The following is a 15,179-nucleotide window of genomic DNA, read 5'->3' as shown; positions in this document are numbered from 1 at the left end:
GGCCCTGGGGCTCAGGAGGTGTGGGGTCTCAAGGAGGGCTGGTGCGTGATCACACGGCCACGGGGGCCTTGATCGCCGGGTGGCACTGGTAGTCCACCACTTCGAAGTCCTCGTACTGGTAGTCGAAGATGCTGCCGGGGCGGCGCTTGATGTTCAGCACCGGGTAGGGATAGGGTGTGCGCGCCAGCTGCGTTTGCACTTGCTCGTGGTGGTTGCTGTAGATGTGGCAGTCGCCGCCCGTCCAGATGAAATCACCCACATCCAGGTCGCACTGCTGCGCCACCATGTGGGTGAGCAGGGCATAGCTCGCGATGTTGAACGGCACGCCCAGGAAGATGTCCGCACTGCGCTGGTACAGCTGGCAGGAGAGCGTGCCGCGTCCGCCGGGCTCCTGTGCTGGCGCCACGTAGAACTGGAAGAAAGCGTGGCAGGGCATGAGCGCCATCTTGCCGAGCTCGGCCACGTTCCAGGCGCTCACGATGATGCGCCGCGAATCGGGGTTGGTCTTGAGCGTCCTGACCACATCGCTGATCTGGTCGATGTGCCCGCCGTCCGGCGTGGGCCAACTGCGCCACTGCACGCCGTACACCGGCCCCAGGTCGCCGTCCTCGCGCGCCCATTCGTCCCAGATGGTGACGCCGCGCTCCTTGAGCCAGTTGTTGTTGCTCGACCCCGTGAGGAACCACAGCAGCTCCTGGATGATGGACCGCAGGTGCACCTTCTTGGTGGTGACGAGCGGAAAGCCTTCCTTCAGGTCGAAACGCATCTGGTGGCCGAAAACGCTGCGGGTGCCGGTGCCCGTGCGGTCGGATTTTTCCACGCCGTGGGTGAACACGTGGCGCATGAAGTCTTCGTATTGCGAGCGGACGGGGCGGGCGTGTTCGGTCATGGCGGTTGGAAGGCGAAAGACGCGATTTTAGGGGGCGGCTGCCGGCAGGAACCGGCTAAGCTCGCAGACCTTTTCGCCCAGCTGCCCTTTTTAGAAAGAAGCCCCCGATCATGCGCCCTATCTCTCCAGCCCCTTTGTCAAGCGCCGTGCTGGCCGCTCTTGCGTTGGCTGTGCTGCTGCCGGGTTGCGTGGGCACGGTACCCACGGCGCCCACGGCGCCGCGCAAGGTCGCGCGTCCTGTGCCCAACGAGGTACCTGCCGCGCCCGCCAATCCCTGGGCGAACCTGCAAACCCAGGTAGGCAACTATCCGGTCGGGGGCTCAGACTTCCTGCGTGCCGGCCCGCTGGCCGAGCGGCTGCGTGGGCTGCTCGGTCTCGCCAACTACAACGTGCTGCTGTACAACCTGCAGGTGAGTGGGCCGCTGCGGCAAGACGGCTCCATGCTCTACATCACCGGTAACCGGCCGGACGCAGGCGACACGGAGGCTGCCGCCATCGTGGTCCACGCCGCCACCGACTCGGTACGCGTATGGCTGCTGACCGGCGGGGAGGAATGGGACGTGCAGGACCTGGGGACCCCGAAGACCCTGCCGGCCCACGTTGCCACGATGATGGAAAACGCGCGGCGCTGAGCGCGCAGCCGGTCTGCCGGATGGCGGCGTGCCCAGGGGCTGGGCGGGAATGTGTTTCTATAATCAAGAATCATTCTCAAAAAGGCCGTCACGCCATGTCTGCCGCTCACCCCCTGCACGCGCTGTACAGCCACCACCACGGGTGGCTGCAGTCCTGGCTGCGCCGGCGGCTCGGTTGTGCCGACGATGCGGCCGATCTGGCGCAGGACACCTTCGTGCGCCTGCTCGCCCGCCCGGCCGCCATCGCCCCCGACGCGATGCGCGAGCCGCGCGCCTACCTGACCACGGTGGCACGCGGGCTGCTGGTGGACTTCTGGCGCCGGGGCGAACTGGAGCGCGCCTACCTGGCAGACCTGGCCCTGCAGCCCCAGGTGCTGCAGCCATCCCCCGAAGAGCGCCTGGCCGCCGTGCAGATGCTTCACGCGGTCGATACACTGCTGCAGGGCCTGACGCCCAAGACGCGCGCAGCGTGGCTCATGAACCGGCTCGACGGTCTCACGCACGCAGAGATCGCCGAGCAGCTGCAGGTGTCGGTGCCCCGCGTGCGCCAGTACCTGGCCAACGCCATGCGCCACGCCTACCACCTGCGTTTTGGCGGCGCGGCGTGAGCAGCGCGGGCTGGACAACGGGCGGCTTGCCTGGCGGCGCAGGCGACGACCACCCCGTGCCGCCTGCCGTGCTGGAGGCCGCCATCGGCTGGCAACTGCGCCAGGGCGAGGGCGCCACGTCGCCGGCGGACGCCCAAGCCCTGAACGACTGGCTGGCGGCACACCCCGACCATGCCCGCGCCTGGCGCCAGCTGGGCGACATCGACCAGCACCTGGCCCGTGCCGCCGCAGGGCCTGGAGCCCGCGCGGCCTTGCTGCTGCCACCGCGCCGGCGCCGTCCTGCCCGTGTGGTGGGCGCCGTGCTGGGCCTGGCGTTGGCGGTGGCCTGCGGCGTGCTGGTGCTGGACCGCCACCAGCCCGTGGGCCAACTGCTGGCCGACCACCGCACCGCCACCGGCGAGCGCCGCACCATCGTGCTGCCCGACCAGACCGTGCTGCACCTGAACACCCGCAGCGCCGTGGATGTCGCATTCAGCAAGGACCAGCGCACGATCCGCCTGCGCGCGGGCGAGGTCGCTGTGGAAACCAGCCATGCCGATCCGGCCGAGCAGCGCCCGTTCGTCGTGCTGACCGAGGACGGCAGCCTGCGCGCCCTGGGCACCCGTTTCACCGTGCGCCGCTGGTCGCAAGCGGGTGGCGAGCCCTCCGCCGTTCCGGGGGGCACCGAGGTCGCCGTCACCCAGTCGGCCGTTGCGGCCCGCCCGGCAAACTGTGCCGTGGCCGCGTCCGAGCCGTGCGCCGCCGAGCGCATCGTCCCGGCCGGCCAGGGCGCGCGCCTGGCGAATGGGCGGGTGGACCGCTGGGCGGCCCCGCCCGATGCCGACGCCTGGAAGGACGGCATGCTGGTGGTGGACAACCAGCCTCTCCACGAGGTGGTGGCCACGCTCGCGCGCTACCGCGTCGGCCGCCTGGGGGTGGACCCCCGTGTGGCCGGGCTGCGAGTGACGGGCACGCTGCCCCTGGCAGACACCGACCAGGCCCTGCTGGCGCTGACCGCTGCCGTGCCGGTGGAGGTGGCCTGGACCACGCGCTGGTGGGTCACGCTGGAGCCTCGCTCCGCTCCATGACGCAAAAATCATGAGGAAAAAAGGCGCTGAGGCAGGATGGGAAAGCGCCAGTTGCTATGAAAAGATGAGTGATGCGCAGTGAGGCTGCGCAGGCACCTGGCGGTTCGTTTCCAGCCAACTTCCACCGCCCGGCGTCGTCCCTCGCCATCTTTTTTGCAGGCACCCCCTCTCACTTTTCGGCGCTCGTTCGGCAACCAGACAGAGACCGTGCCATTGGCACGGTGTCCTCACTTTCTGATGTGACCGTTACGGAGCCTGATCCATGCCTTCTGCTGTTCTCCCTTTCCGCCTGAACCCCTGCGCTGCGGCCCTGCTGCTGGTGCTTGCGGCGTCTGCCGCGACCATCTCGCCCGCCATGGCGCAGGCCGCCAATGCCGCCGCAGCCAGTGCGGTGCGCGACTACGACCTGCCCGCCGGCCCGCTGGCGGGCACCCTGAACCGCATCGCGCGCGAGGCAGGCCTGGCGCTCACCACCGACGCCCAACTGGTGGAAGGCCGCAGCGCGGCGCCCGTGCGCGGCCGCTTCGATGCACCCGAGGCCCTGCGCCGCGCGCTGGCGGGCTCGGGGCTGGAGCTGCTGCGCACAGACGCAGGCGGCTACACCCTGCGGCCGGGCGCGCCGGTATCCGCCGCACCTTTGGCAGCAGGGCCCGCGCGTGTGGCCGCGCTGCCCGAGGTGCGCGTGGCTGCCGAGGCCGAGACCGAAGTCGCCACCGGCCCTGTGGACGGCTACGTGGCCAGGCGCAGCGCCACCGGCACCAAGACCGACACGCCGCTCATCGAGACACCGCAGTCCATCACCGTGGTGACGGCAGGCCAGGTCGAGTCGCAAAAGGCGCAGAGCATCGTGGACGTGCTCGCCTACACGGCGGGCGTCGGTTTTCGTGAATCGAGCCGGGCCACCGAGGCCTTTGTGCTGCGGGGCTTCCAGGCCGACGGCAATTCGGGCAGCCTGTACCGGGACGGCACCAAGTATTCGAGCGGGCTCTACCAGGGCCAGCAAGAGCCCTACGGCCTGGAGCGCATCGAACTGCTGCGCGGCGCGTCGTCGGTGCTGTACGGCAGCGCGGCGCCCGGCGGCGTCATCAACCTGGTCAGCAAGCGTCCCACGCTGGAGCCGTTGCGCGAGTTCAATGTCGAGCTGGGCAGCTTTCACCGCAGGCAGGTTTCAGGCGACTTCGGCGGCAAGCTGTCTGACGGTGGCGAATGGTCGTACCGGCTGACCGGGCTCCTGCGCCAGAGCGACACCTTCATTGACCAGGTGAACGACGACCGCGTGTTCATCGCGCCCGCCTTCACGTGGCGCCCGTCGGCCGCCACCTCGGTCACCCTGCTGGGCCAGTACCAGAAGTCCGACAGCCGCTATGTGGCTGCGATGAGTCCGTTTGGCACCGTCAAGCCCAACCCCAACGGTCGCATCGCGCGCAACCGCTTCATCGGCGAGCCAGGGGCAGACCAGGACCGGTTCGAGGACCGCTCTGCGCAGCTGGGCTATCTGCTCGACCATGCGTTCTCCGACACGGTCAAGCTGCGCCAGAATGTGCGCTGGAGCACGCAGGACGTGCGCTACGGCTACACCGCAGACTGGGGATTCGCCGACGACCGGCAGCGTGTGATCAACCGCGGCGGCAGCCATACCGATGGGCGCAATCGCGCGTTCACCGCGGACACCAGCGTGCAGGTCCTGTGGGGCAGCGAGGGCTCGCGCCACACCACGCTGGCAGGCATCGACTACGCCACCTTGCGCGAAGACGTCGCACGCTACGACTGGGACGTGGCCCCGCTGGACCTGTTTGCCCCCGCCTACGGCAGCCCCTGGACCCATCCCACCAAGAACACCTACGCCGACAACCGCCGCCTGGAGCGTACGGGCGTCTATGTGCAGGACCAGTGGAAGCTCCGCGACCAGTGGGTGCTGCTGGCGGGTGGGCGCTACGACTGGACGGAAAACGGCGTCTCGCCTTTCGTCGGCGACGGCCACTGGTCGTACGAAAAGAACAATGCCTTCACCGGCCGCATCGGGGCTGTGTACCTGGCGGACAACGGCCTGGCGCCCTTTGCAAGCTTCAGCCAGTCGTTTGAGCCCGCCGCCGGACGCGGCCGCCTGGGCGAGCGTTTCAAGCCCACCAAAGGCAACCAGTACGAAGTGGGTGTGCGCTATCAGCCCGAGGGTTCGCGGACGATGCTCACCGCCTCGGTGTACCAGCTCACGCAGCAGAACCGGCTGACGCTCGACCCGCTGGACATGGGCTACCAGGTGCAGACCGGCGAGGTGCGCTCGCGCGGTATGGAGCTGGAGGCCAAGACCCGCGTGGGCAAGCATCTCACGCTGCTGGCAGGGTACGCGTACACCGATGCACGCACCACCCGCAGCAATACGGCTTCGGAGGTGGGGGCGCGCAACCCGTTCACGCCGCGCCACCAGGCCACGGCCTGGGCCGACTACGACATGGCCGGTGCCGGCTTGCCGGGCCTGCAACTGGGCGGCGGCGTGCGCTATACGGGCAGTTCCACGGGCTTTGCATTCCTCAACACCCGTGTGCCGAGCTACGCCGTACTCGACCTCGTGGCCAGCTACACCACGGGTCCCTGGCGCGTGGCGCTCAATGTGCGCAACCTAGCCGACAAGACCTATGTGTCCAACTGCACCTACGGCTGCTTCTATGGCGAAGCGCGGCAGGTGATTGCGACGGCCACCTATCGGTGGTGAGCCGGCCGCCCGGCAGCGCGTTCCTGGCGCTGGCGGGCCCGGTGATGCCCGTGCATTGGGGGTGGTATAGATACCCTGTTGATCAATCTAGGTATAAATCCTGATTATCTGGTGCAAATTAGTATTTGCAGAGGCATCTGGAGTACCAATCGAGCATCGCAGCATCGGTATCGTTCAGTCCGTCAATGCCTGCATGCCTTGCGCCGGTGTTGAAAGGCAGATTCCCATACCAACGACCGAGGAGACTTTTCCGATGCCACATTCCACCCCTGTCACCATGCCCCAGCGCCTGGCCGTCGCCGTTGCGCTGGCTTTGACGTCGCTGTGCGGCGCCGCCAGCGCGCAGACCGAGCTGGTGATCGCCACCGTGAACAACGGCCACATGATCGAGATGCAGAAGCTCAGCAAGAACTTCGAGCAGGCGAACCCCGACATCAAGCTCAAGTGGGTCACGCTCGAAGAAGGCGTGCTGCGCCAGCGCGTCACCACCGACATCGCCACCAAGGGCGGCCAGTTCGACGTGATGACCATCGGCATGTACGAAGCCCCCATCTGGGGCAAGAAGGGCTGGCTGCAGGAGCTCAAAACCGACGCCGCCTACGACGTGGACGACCTGCTGCCCGCCGTGCGGGGCGGCCTGTCCATCGACGGCAAGCTGTTCGCCGCGCCGTTCTACGGCGAAAGCTCGATGCTCATGTACCGCAAGGACCTGGCCGACAAGGCGGGCGTGCAGGTGCCCGAGCGTCCCACCTGGCCGCAGATCAAGGACCTGGCCGCCAAGATGCACGACCCCAAGAACGGCGTGTACGGCATCTGCCTGCGCGGCAAGCCGGGCTGGGGCGACAACATGGCGTTCCTGACCACACTGGTCAACACCTTCGGCGGCCAGTGGTTCGACATGCAGTGGAAGCCGCAGCTCGAATCCAAGCCCTGGAAGGACGCGATCACCTTCTACGTGGACCTGCTCAAGAACTACGGCCCGCCCGGCTCGTCGGCCAACAGCTTCAACGAGATCCTGGCACTGACCAACTCCGGCAAGTGTGGCATGTGGGTGGACGCGACCATCGCGGCATCGTTCGTGAGCGACCCCAAGCAGTCCAAGGTGGCCGACCAGATGGCGTTTGCCCAGGCCCCCACCATGAACACGCCCAAGGGTGCCAACTGGCTGTGGTCGTGGAACCTGGCCATTCCGGCCGGTTCGAAAAAGGTCGACGCAGCGCAGAAGTTCATCACCTGGTCCACCAGCAAGGACTACATCCAGCTGGTCGCCAAGACCAACGGCTGGGCCAACGTGCCCACCGGCACGCGCAAGAGCACCTACGCATCGCCTGAATTCCAGAAGGCCGCCCGCTTTGCCGCCGCCGAGAAGGTCGCGATCGACTCGGCCAACCCGACCGATTCGACCCTGCCCAAAAGCCCGTACGTGGGTGTGCAGTTCGCGGCGATTCCGGAGTTCCAGGCCATCGGCATCGCGGTGGGCCAGCAGATGAGCGCGGCGCTGGCCGGCAAGACCACGGTGGATGCGGCCCTCAAGGCCAGCCAGGTGTCTGCGGACCGGGAAATGAAGAAGGCTGGTTACTACAAGTAAAGGCTGGCGGGGCCACCGAGGCTCCGCCGCCCACTGCCCATCCGTGGATTGACCAGTGCTGATCCTGGGGCTCGCCATTCACCATGGCGGCCCCGTCGCCCTTTCGGAAACACCATGAACCGCCGCCTGCTCCCCCGCCTGCTGCTCACGCCAGCCATGGCCACGCTCTTCCTGTGGATGATCGTGCCGCTGGTGATGACGATCTACTTCTCGCTCATCCGCTACAACCTGATGCAGCCGGATCAGACCGGCTTTGCCGGGCTGGAGAATTTCGAGTACTTCGTCACCGACCCCTCGTTCGGCACGGCGGTGGTCAACACGCTGCTGCTGCTCGGCAGCGTGATCCTCATCACGGTGGTGTTCGGCATCGCCATCGCGCTGCTCATCAACGAGCCGTTCGCGGGCCGGGGCATCGTGCGGGTGCTGCTGATCTCGCCGTTCTTCGTCATGCCCACGGTGAACGCGCTGATGTGGAAGAACATGATGATGAACCCCATCTACGGCGTGCTCGCCCAGGTGTGGATGTTCTTCGGCGCGCAGCCGGTGGACTGGCTCACCGACCACCCGCTGTTCTCGGTGATCGTCATGGTCTCCTGGCAGTGGCTGCCCTTTGCCACGCTGATCTTCATGACCGCGCTGCAAAGCATGAACCATGAGCAGCTCGAGGCCTCGCGCATGGACGGCGCCAACTACCTGCAGCAGCTGCGCTACCTGTACGTGCCGCACCTGGCGCGCTCTGTGGCGGTGGTGGTGATGATCGAACTCATCTTCCTGCTCAGCATCTTTGCCGAGATCTACACCACCACGGGCGGCGGCCCGGGCGATGCGAGCACCAACGTCACCTTCCTGATCTTCAAGCAGGCGCTGCTCAACTTCGATGCGGGCGTGGCCTCGGCCGGCGCGCTGTTCGCGGTGGTGCTGGCCAACATCGCGGCGGTGTTCCTGATCCGCATGGTCGGCAAGAACCTCGACAAATAACCGAAGCACCACCATGACTGCTCGACGCCGTTCCAACTATCCGCTGGGCCTGCTGGCCCTGCGCACCGTGGCTGCCTGGGGCGTGGCCCTGCTGCTGTTCTTCCCGCTGGCCTGGCTGCTGCTGACCGCGTTCAAGACCGAGCTACAGGCCATCGCCGTGCCGCCGCAGCTGTTCTTCATCCCCACGCTCGAGAATTTTCACGAGGTGCAGGAGCGCAGCGACTACCTGCTGTACGCCAGGAACTCGGTCATCACCAGCGTGCTGTCCACCCTGGTGGGGCTGATGCTGGCAGCGCCCGCGGCGTATGCCATGGCCTTCTTCAAGGGCAAGTACACCAAGGACATCCTGATGTGGATGCTCTCCACCAAGATGATGCCCGCCGTGGGCGCGCTGGTGCCCATCTACGTGCTGGCGCAAAAGAGCCACCTGCTCGACACGCAGCTCGCGCTCATCATCGTGTTCGCGCTGTCCAACCTGCCCATCATGGTGTGGATGCTGTACTCGCACTTCAAGGACATCCCGCGCGAGATCCTGGAGGCCGCTCGCATGGACGGCGCCACCCTGTGGCAGGAAGTGCGCCTGGTGCTGCTGCCGCTGGGCATGGGTGGCCTGGCATCCACCGGCCTGTTGTGCCTGGTGCTGTCGTGGAACGAAGCCTTCTGGAGCCTGAACCTCAGCGCCGCCAAGGCCGGCACGCTGGCCACGCTGATCGCGTCCTACTCCAGCCCCGAAGGCTTGTTCTGGGCCAAGCTGTCCGCCGCGTCGCTGATGGCCATTGCGCCCATCGTGGTGTTCGGCTGGTTCAGCCAGAAGCAGTTGGTGCAGGGTCTCACGTTCGGCGCGGTGAAGTAAATCCGCAGCCTGTCTTCCCCACAGTTTTTCAAGTTTTCAGGAACCCGATTCCATGGCTTACCTTCAACTGCGCGGCATCGAGAAATTCTTCGGTGAGCACCGCGCCATCAAGGGCATCGACCTCACCATCCAGCAAGGCGAGTTCATCGTCTTCGTCGGCCCCTCGGGCTGTGGCAAGTCCACGCTGCTGCGGCTGATCGCGGGGCTCGAAGCCATCGACGGCGGCTCGCTGATGCTCGACGGCCGCGACATCACCGACCAGCCTTCGAGCAAGCGCGACCTGGCCATGGTGTTCCAGAGCTATGCGCTGTACCCGCACATGAGCGTGTACGAGAACATGAGCTTCGCGCTCAAGCTGGCCAAGGTCGATCCGGCCATCGTGCGCGAGAAGGTCGAGCGCGCCGCTGCCATCCTGAACCTCACCACCTACCTGGAGCGCACGCCCAAGGAACTCTCCGGCGGCCAGCGCCAGCGCGTGGCCATCGGCCGCGCCATCGTGCGCGCGCCCAAGGTGTTTCTGTTCGACGAGCCGCTGTCCAACCTCGACGCGGCCCTGCGCGGCCAGACCCGCGTGGAGATCGCCAAGCTGCACCGCGACCTGGGCGCCACCACCATCTACGTGACGCACGACCAGGTGGAGGCCATGACCCTGGCCGACCGCGTGGTGGTGCTGCGCGACGGCGTCATCGAGCAGGTGGGCACGCCGCTCGAGCTGTACGACCAACCCGCCAACCAGTTCGTGGCCCAGTTCATCGGCACGCCGCAGATGAACGTGGTGCCCCTGCCGCAGCTGCCGCCACCGGTGCAGCAGCAGGCACCTGCGGGCGCCGAGGGCGGTGCCATCGGCCTGCGCCCCGAGAACATCACCGTGCGCAACACCGGCGTGACGCCGGTGGGCGGCCAGGTAGACCTGGTCGAAGCGCTGGGTGCCGAGACGCTGATCTATGTGAGCACACCAGGGGGCGCACAGTTCGTGGCCCGCCAGAACGACCGCACCAGCCTGCGCGCCGGTGATGCGGTCAGCCTGGACATCGACGCATCGCAAGCCCATTGGTTCGACCCCGCAGGCCGCGTGGTGGTCCGCCAGACCGCATGACCACCATGACCCTCGGACAAGAACTGCAAGGCAAGGTGGCGGCCATCACCGGCGCTGCATCGGGCATTGGCTTCGCCAGTGCCCAAGCCATGGCCGACGCGGGCGCGCGCGTGGTGCTGATCGACCGCGACGAAGCCGCGCTGGCCAAGGCCTGCGCTGCGATCGGTGCCAGCGCATTGCCGTTGGTACTGGACTTGCTGGACGCCAAGCAGTGCGCCAGCCTGCTGGCGCGCACGCTGGCCCTCGCCGGCCAGCTCGACATCTTCCACGCCAATGCCGGGCTTTACGTCGGCGGCGATCTGGTGGACGCCGACCCCGACGCCATCGACCGCATGCTGAACCTCAACGTCAACGTGGTGATGAAGAACGTGCACAACGTGCTGCCCCACATGATCGAACGCGGCACGGGCGACATCATCGTCACCAGCTCGCTGGCAGCGCATTTCCCCACGCCGTGGGAGCCCGTCTACGCATCGTCCAAGTGGGCCGTGAACTGCTTCGTGCAGACCGTGCGCCGCCAGGTGTTCAAGCACGGCATCCGCGTGGGCTCCATCTCGCCCGGGCCGGTCATCACCTCGCTGCTCGCCGACTGGCCGGCCGAGAAACTGGAAGAGGCCAAGGCCAGCGGCAGTCTCATCGAAGCGGCCGAAGTGGCCAGCGTGGTGCTGTTCATGCTCACGCGCCCCCGTGGCATGACCATCCGCGACGTGGTGATGATGCCCACGAACTTCGATCTTTAAACACCTGCATTCACGCACCATGAATTTCATCCTGCACCTGGGCCTGGGTTCGTTCCACCGCGCCCACCAGGCCGTTTACGTCCACGCATTGCGCCAGCAGGGAGACACCGGCTGGGCCATTGTGGGCGGCAACCTGCGCGCCGACATGGCCGACACCATCGCCGCGCTGCAGGCCCAGGGCGGCCGCTACACGCTGGAAACCGTCACGCCCCAGGGCGAGCGCAGCTACACCGTCATTGAAGCGATCCAGCGCGTGATCCCCTACCGGGACGACCTGGCCCCGCTGATCGCCGCAGGTGCCGACCCCGCCACGCGCATCATCTCGTTCACGGTGACCGAGGCGGGCTACTACCTCGATGCGCAAGACCAGCTCGACTGGCCCAGCTTTGCCGACCTGCGCGCCGACCTCGCCGCCGTCAAGGCGGGCCAGGCGGGCCACACCCTCTATGGCGGCCTGGTGAGCATCCTGCGCGCGCGCAGGGCCGCCGGTGCCGGCCCCGTGACACTGATGAACTGCGACAACCTGCGCCACAACGGCGACCGCTCACGCGGGGGCCTGCTGCAGTTCATCGACGCGCTGGGCGATGCCGCGCTCAAGACCTGGGTGCAGGAGCACACGAGCAGCCCCAACGCCATGGTCGACCGCATCACGCCACGCCCCACGCCGGACGTGGCCGAGCGCGTGAAGGCCGCCACCGGCTGGGACGACCAGGCCGCGTTGATGGGCGAAAGCTTCATCCAGTGGGTGATCGAAGACGACTTCATCGCAGGCCGCCCCGCGTGGGAAAGGGTCGGAGTCGAGATGGTCGAGTCGGTGCAGGCGTACGAAGAGGCCAAGATCCGCCTGCTCAACGCCACCCACAGCTGCATTGCCTGGGCGGGCACGCTGGCGGGCTACCAGTACATCCACGAAGGCACGCACGATGCCGCCATCCGTCAGATGGCCTACGACTACGTGACCGACGACGCGATCCCGGTGCTGCTGCCGTGCCCCATCGACCTGGAGGCCTACCGCGACGTGGTGCTGGACCGGTTTGGCAACCCTGCGATTGCGGACACCAACCAGCGCGTGGCCATGGATGCGTTCTCCAAGATCCCCGGCATGATCGCGCCCACCATCCGGGACCAGCTGGCCCGCGATGGCTCGTTTGACAGCGTGGCCGTGCTGCCCGCGCTGTTCCTGGCCTACCTGCAGCGCTGGCATGCCGGGCAGATCCCCTACACCTACCAGGACCAGGCCATGGACCCGGCCGTGGCGCATGCGATCTGCGATGCGCCGGACCTGGTCGCCGCCTATGCCGCGGATACCACCCTGTGGGGCGAAATGGCCTCAAACCCGCGGCTGGTTGCCACGCTGCGCAACGCTTTTGCCCGCGTGCAGGCCTTCGTGGCCGGGCGTGCGGAACGCCAGGGGTTGGTGTAAGTTGAGCGGCCCGACCACAGGAATGACGCCATGACCGTGAAGACGACGCCTGTCTCTCCGCGCCAGACCAAGCCCGAGCTGGAGCACGACTACGTGCGCTTTCCCGAGCTCGGGTACGAGTCGCCCGAGGCCGCAGGTTTCATCCGGTGCCTGTCGCATGGGTTTCCCACGCCGCTGGCGCGCTGGCACTACCACGATGAGTACGAGCTGCACCTCATCACCGCCACCTCGGGCAAGGTGTTCGTGGGCGACTGGATCGGGCAGTTCCAGCCCGGCCATCTGGTGTTGACCGGGCCGCGCCTGCCGCACAACTGGATCAGCATGGACCTGCCCGAAGGCGGCGTGCCGCTGCGCGACCTGGTGATCCAGTTCTCGCACGCGCCGCTGGTCGCCAGCAGCGAGAGCATCCCCGAGCTGCGCGAGGTGTTGCCCCTGCTGGAGCGCGCACGCCATGGCATCGAGTTCTTTGGCATGGAGGCCCAGGCGCAGGAACACTGGCACCGCATCAAGGCGCGCCAGGGCCTGGCCCGGTTTGGCGCGTTCTGTGAATTCCTGAGCGACCTGGCCCGCTGCACCGACTTTCGACTGCTGTCGAGCACCCAGCTGCAAAGCGAGGACAACGACACCCAGCTCGACCAGATCAACGCCATCGTGAGTCGCATCACCGACCACCTGGCCGACCCGTTGTCGGCTGCCGACCTGGCACAGGAGCTGGGCATGACGGAAAGCCGCTTCTCCCGCTTCTTTCGCCGTGCCACGGGCAACACCTTCACCGACTTCGTGAACCTGGTGCGCGTGAACCGCGCGTGCCAGCTGCTGATGGAGACCGAGCGCTACATCACCCACATCGCCTACGACGTGGGCTTCAACAACATGGCCAACTTCAACCGCCGCTTTCTGGACATCAAGGGCATGACGCCCAGCGAATACCGCAAGCAGGGAGCCGGAAGATTCGGAAAGGCCCCTTGAAGTGGCGGGGCGCCTTCGCTGCGGGGCGGCCCTTGCCGGGCATCTGTGGCCTGGGTCGCGCCGGTTGCGTGCGGCGGGGGCCTGGCTTCCACTTTGAACCACTGAAATCTGCCAACCACCCATGTACCTCGGAATTGATTTGGGCACCTCGGGTGTCAAGCTCCTGCTGCTCGACGAAACGCAGGCCGTGATCGCCACGGCCGACGCCGCCGTGCCCCAGCACCGCCCGCGGCCCACCTGGAGCGAGCAGCACCCGGCCGACTGGCTGGCCGCCGTGGAAGCCGCCGTGCCGCAGCTGCGCGCCCAAGCTCCCGCAGCATGGGCGCGGGTGCGCGGCATCGGGCTGTCTGGCCACATGCATGGCGCCGTGGTGCTGGGCGCGCAGGGCCAGGTGCTGCGCCCCGCCATTCTCTGGAACGATGGCCGCGCGAGCGCCGAATGCGCCGCGCTCGAGCAGGCCGTGCCCGCCGCGCGCCAGGTCACCGGCAACCTCGCCATGCCCGGCTTCACCGCACCCAAGCTGTTGTGGCTGCGCACGCACGAGCCGGCCGTGTTCGGCCAGATCCGCACGGTGCTGCTGCCCAAGGACTGGCTGCGCCTGCAGCTCACGGGCGATGCGGTGAGCGACATGTCCGACGCATCGGGCACGCTGTGGCTCGATGTGCAGGCCCGCGCCTGGAGCCCCGCGATGCTGCGGGCCTGCGGGCTCGATGCCTCGCACATGCCCGCGCTGGCCGAGGGCAGTGCACCCACGGGCACGCTGCGCAGCGATGTGGCCCGCCGCTGGGGCCTGAGCGGGGGCGTGGTGGTGGCCGCAGGCGCGGGCGACAACGCCGCCAGCGCCGTGGGCGTGGGCGCCCGCACCGCCGGGCAGGGCTTTGTGTCATTGGGCACGTCGGGCGTGGTCTTCCGGGTGACGGACGCCTTTGCGCCCGCCACCGAACGCGCCGTGCACGCCTTTGCCCATGCGCTGCCGCAGCGCTGGCACCACATGTCGGTCATGCTCAGTGCGGCAAGTGCGTTTGGCTGGGCCGCGCGGCTCACGGGGCAGGGCGATGAAGCCCGGCTGTCTGATGCCGTGGGTGCCCTCAGCCCCCACCGCCAGGCCCAGGCGCCGCTGTTCCTGCCCTACCTGAGTGGCGAGCGCACGCCGCACAACAACGCGGCTGCGACCGGCGTCTTCATGGGCTTGCGCGCCGAGCACGAAGCGGCGGACCTGGCCCATGCGGTGATGGAAGGCGTGGGCTTTGGCCTGCTCGACGGGCTCAACGCCATGCGGGCGGTCGGGGCAGGGCAGGGCCGTGCGCTCGGGGCGATCGGTGAGGGTGAGGATGCCCTGGCACTGGTCGGTGGCGGCGCCCGCAGCAACCCCTGGGCGCAATTGCTGGCCAGCGCGCTGGGCACGCCGCTGCAGCGTCCGCAGGGTGCACATGCTGCTGCCGCCCTGGGCGCGGCGCGGCTGGCGGCCATGGCCTGCGGTGGCGACGAGGCCCACTGGTGCCAGCCCTTGCCCGCCGACGCCACTTTCGACCCCCAGCCCGCGCAACAAGCCCTGCTGGCCGAGCGCTACGCCCGCTTTGTCGCGCTATACCCGGCGCTGCAGTCGCAGTTCTGACGCTGCAGTCG

Annotated in this window: 13 protein-coding genes; 12 read left to right on the top strand and 1 reads right to left on the bottom strand. The window is 67.6% G+C overall.

The annotated features are described in order from the left end of the window. Positions 1-49: 49 nt before the first annotated feature. Complete coding sequence (locus AC3RCE_RS16820; protein WP_218297744.1) at positions 50-889, bottom strand: thymidylate synthase; 840 nt, start codon at positions 887-889, stop codon at positions 50-52. Positions 890-999: 110 nt separating this feature from the next. Here AC3RCE_RS16820 and AC3RCE_RS16815 point away from each other — a divergent pair, with 110 nt between their 5' ends. The 12 genes from AC3RCE_RS16815 to xylB all read left to right on the top strand — a co-directional run bounded on the left by AC3RCE_RS16815 (position 1,000) and on the right by xylB (position 15,168). After that, entirely contained in the window at positions 1,000-1,521 is a 522-nt protein-coding gene (locus AC3RCE_RS16815) for an Ivy family c-type lysozyme inhibitor (RefSeq protein ID WP_492253517.1), read from the top strand. A gap of 95 nt (positions 1,522-1,616) precedes the next feature. Beyond that, entirely contained in the window at positions 1,617-2,129 is a 513-nt protein-coding gene (locus AC3RCE_RS16810; protein ID WP_492253516.1) for a sigma-70 family RNA polymerase sigma factor, read from the top strand. After that, positions 2,126-3,196 (top strand): FecR domain-containing protein, encoded by a 1,071-nt coding sequence (locus AC3RCE_RS16805; protein ID WP_492253515.1) that lies wholly within the window; start codon positions 2,126-2,128, stop codon positions 3,194-3,196. The genes AC3RCE_RS16810 and AC3RCE_RS16805 overlap by 4 nt, the downstream gene beginning before the upstream one ends. Before the next feature lie 262 nt (positions 3,197-3,458). Further along, positions 3,459-5,906, top strand: coding sequence for a TonB-dependent siderophore receptor (locus AC3RCE_RS16800; protein WP_492253514.1), 2,448 nt, complete (start codon positions 3,459-3,461; stop codon positions 5,904-5,906). A 253-nt stretch (positions 5,907-6,159) separates the two neighbouring features. Beyond that, complete coding sequence (locus tag AC3RCE_RS16795; protein WP_056413437.1) at positions 6,160-7,494, top strand: ABC transporter substrate-binding protein; 1,335 nt, start codon at positions 6,160-6,162, stop codon at positions 7,492-7,494. A 114-nt stretch (positions 7,495-7,608) separates the two neighbouring features. Next, positions 7,609-8,472: a carbohydrate ABC transporter permease gene (locus tag AC3RCE_RS16790; protein WP_369642826.1), complete on the top strand. Its 864-nt coding sequence runs from the start codon at positions 7,609-7,611 to the stop codon at positions 8,470-8,472. A 13-nt stretch (positions 8,473-8,485) separates the two neighbouring features. Further along, entirely contained in the window at positions 8,486-9,325 is an 840-nt protein-coding gene (locus AC3RCE_RS16785; RefSeq protein ID WP_218341559.1) for a carbohydrate ABC transporter permease, read from the top strand. 52 nt (positions 9,326-9,377) lie between these two features. Next, positions 9,378-10,421, top strand: a complete 1,044-nt coding sequence (locus tag AC3RCE_RS16780; RefSeq protein WP_369642825.1) for an ABC transporter ATP-binding protein — start codon at positions 9,378-9,380, stop codon at positions 10,419-10,421. A gap of 5 nt (positions 10,422-10,426) precedes the next feature. Further along, positions 10,427-11,161: an SDR family oxidoreductase gene (locus AC3RCE_RS16775; RefSeq protein ID WP_218341561.1), complete on the top strand. Its 735-nt coding sequence runs from the start codon at positions 10,427-10,429 to the stop codon at positions 11,159-11,161. Between the two features lie 19 nt (positions 11,162-11,180). Further along, complete coding sequence (gene dalD, locus AC3RCE_RS16770) at positions 11,181-12,584, top strand: D-arabinitol 4-dehydrogenase (protein ID WP_492253513.1); 1,404 nt, start codon at positions 11,181-11,183, stop codon at positions 12,582-12,584. A gap of 30 nt (positions 12,585-12,614) precedes the next feature. Beyond that, entirely contained in the window at positions 12,615-13,553 is a 939-nt protein-coding gene (locus AC3RCE_RS16765; protein ID WP_218297734.1) for an AraC family transcriptional regulator, read from the top strand. 121 nt (positions 13,554-13,674) lie between these two features. Beyond that, positions 13,675-15,168 (top strand): xylulokinase, encoded by a 1,494-nt coding sequence (gene xylB / locus AC3RCE_RS16760; protein ID WP_492245415.1) that lies wholly within the window; start codon positions 13,675-13,677, stop codon positions 15,166-15,168. The last annotated feature ends 11 nt before the right edge of the window (positions 15,169-15,179 follow it).

This window comes from Acidovorax sp. GW823-FHT05D11 (genome assembly GCF_058795695.1).
This window is presented reverse-complemented; position numbering and strand designations above follow the sequence as displayed.

Bases quoted from the DNA above. Each gene is read 5' to 3' on its own strand.
- AC3RCE_RS16775 (WP_218341561.1), top strand. From the start codon at position 10,427: ATGACCCTCGGACAAGAACTGCAAGGCAAGGTGGCGGCCATCACCGGC.
- xylB (WP_492245415.1), top strand. From the start codon at position 13,675: ATGTACCTCGGAATTGATTTGGGCACCTCGGGTGTCAAGCTCCTGCTG.
- AC3RCE_RS16780 (WP_369642825.1), top strand. From the start codon at position 9,378: ATGGCTTACCTTCAACTGCGCGGCATCGAGAAATTCTTCGGTGAGCAC.
- AC3RCE_RS16820 (WP_218297744.1), bottom strand. From the start codon at position 889: ATGACCGAACACGCCCGCCCCGTCCGCTCGCAATACGAAGACTTCATG.
- AC3RCE_RS16765 (WP_218297734.1), top strand. From the start codon at position 12,615: ATGACCGTGAAGACGACGCCTGTCTCTCCGCGCCAGACCAAGCCCGAG.
- AC3RCE_RS16790 (WP_369642826.1), top strand. From the start codon at position 7,609: ATGAACCGCCGCCTGCTCCCCCGCCTGCTGCTCACGCCAGCCATGGCC.
- AC3RCE_RS16785 (WP_218341559.1), top strand. From the start codon at position 8,486: ATGACTGCTCGACGCCGTTCCAACTATCCGCTGGGCCTGCTGGCCCTG.
- AC3RCE_RS16810 (WP_492253516.1), top strand. From the start codon at position 1,617: ATGTCTGCCGCTCACCCCCTGCACGCGCTGTACAGCCACCACCACGGG.
- dalD (WP_492253513.1), top strand. From the start codon at position 11,181: ATGAATTTCATCCTGCACCTGGGCCTGGGTTCGTTCCACCGCGCCCAC.
- AC3RCE_RS16800 (WP_492253514.1), top strand. From the start codon at position 3,459: ATGCCTTCTGCTGTTCTCCCTTTCCGCCTGAACCCCTGCGCTGCGGCC.
- AC3RCE_RS16795 (WP_056413437.1), top strand. From the start codon at position 6,160: ATGCCACATTCCACCCCTGTCACCATGCCCCAGCGCCTGGCCGTCGCC.
- AC3RCE_RS16815 (WP_492253517.1), top strand. From the start codon at position 1,000: ATGCGCCCTATCTCTCCAGCCCCTTTGTCAAGCGCCGTGCTGGCCGCT.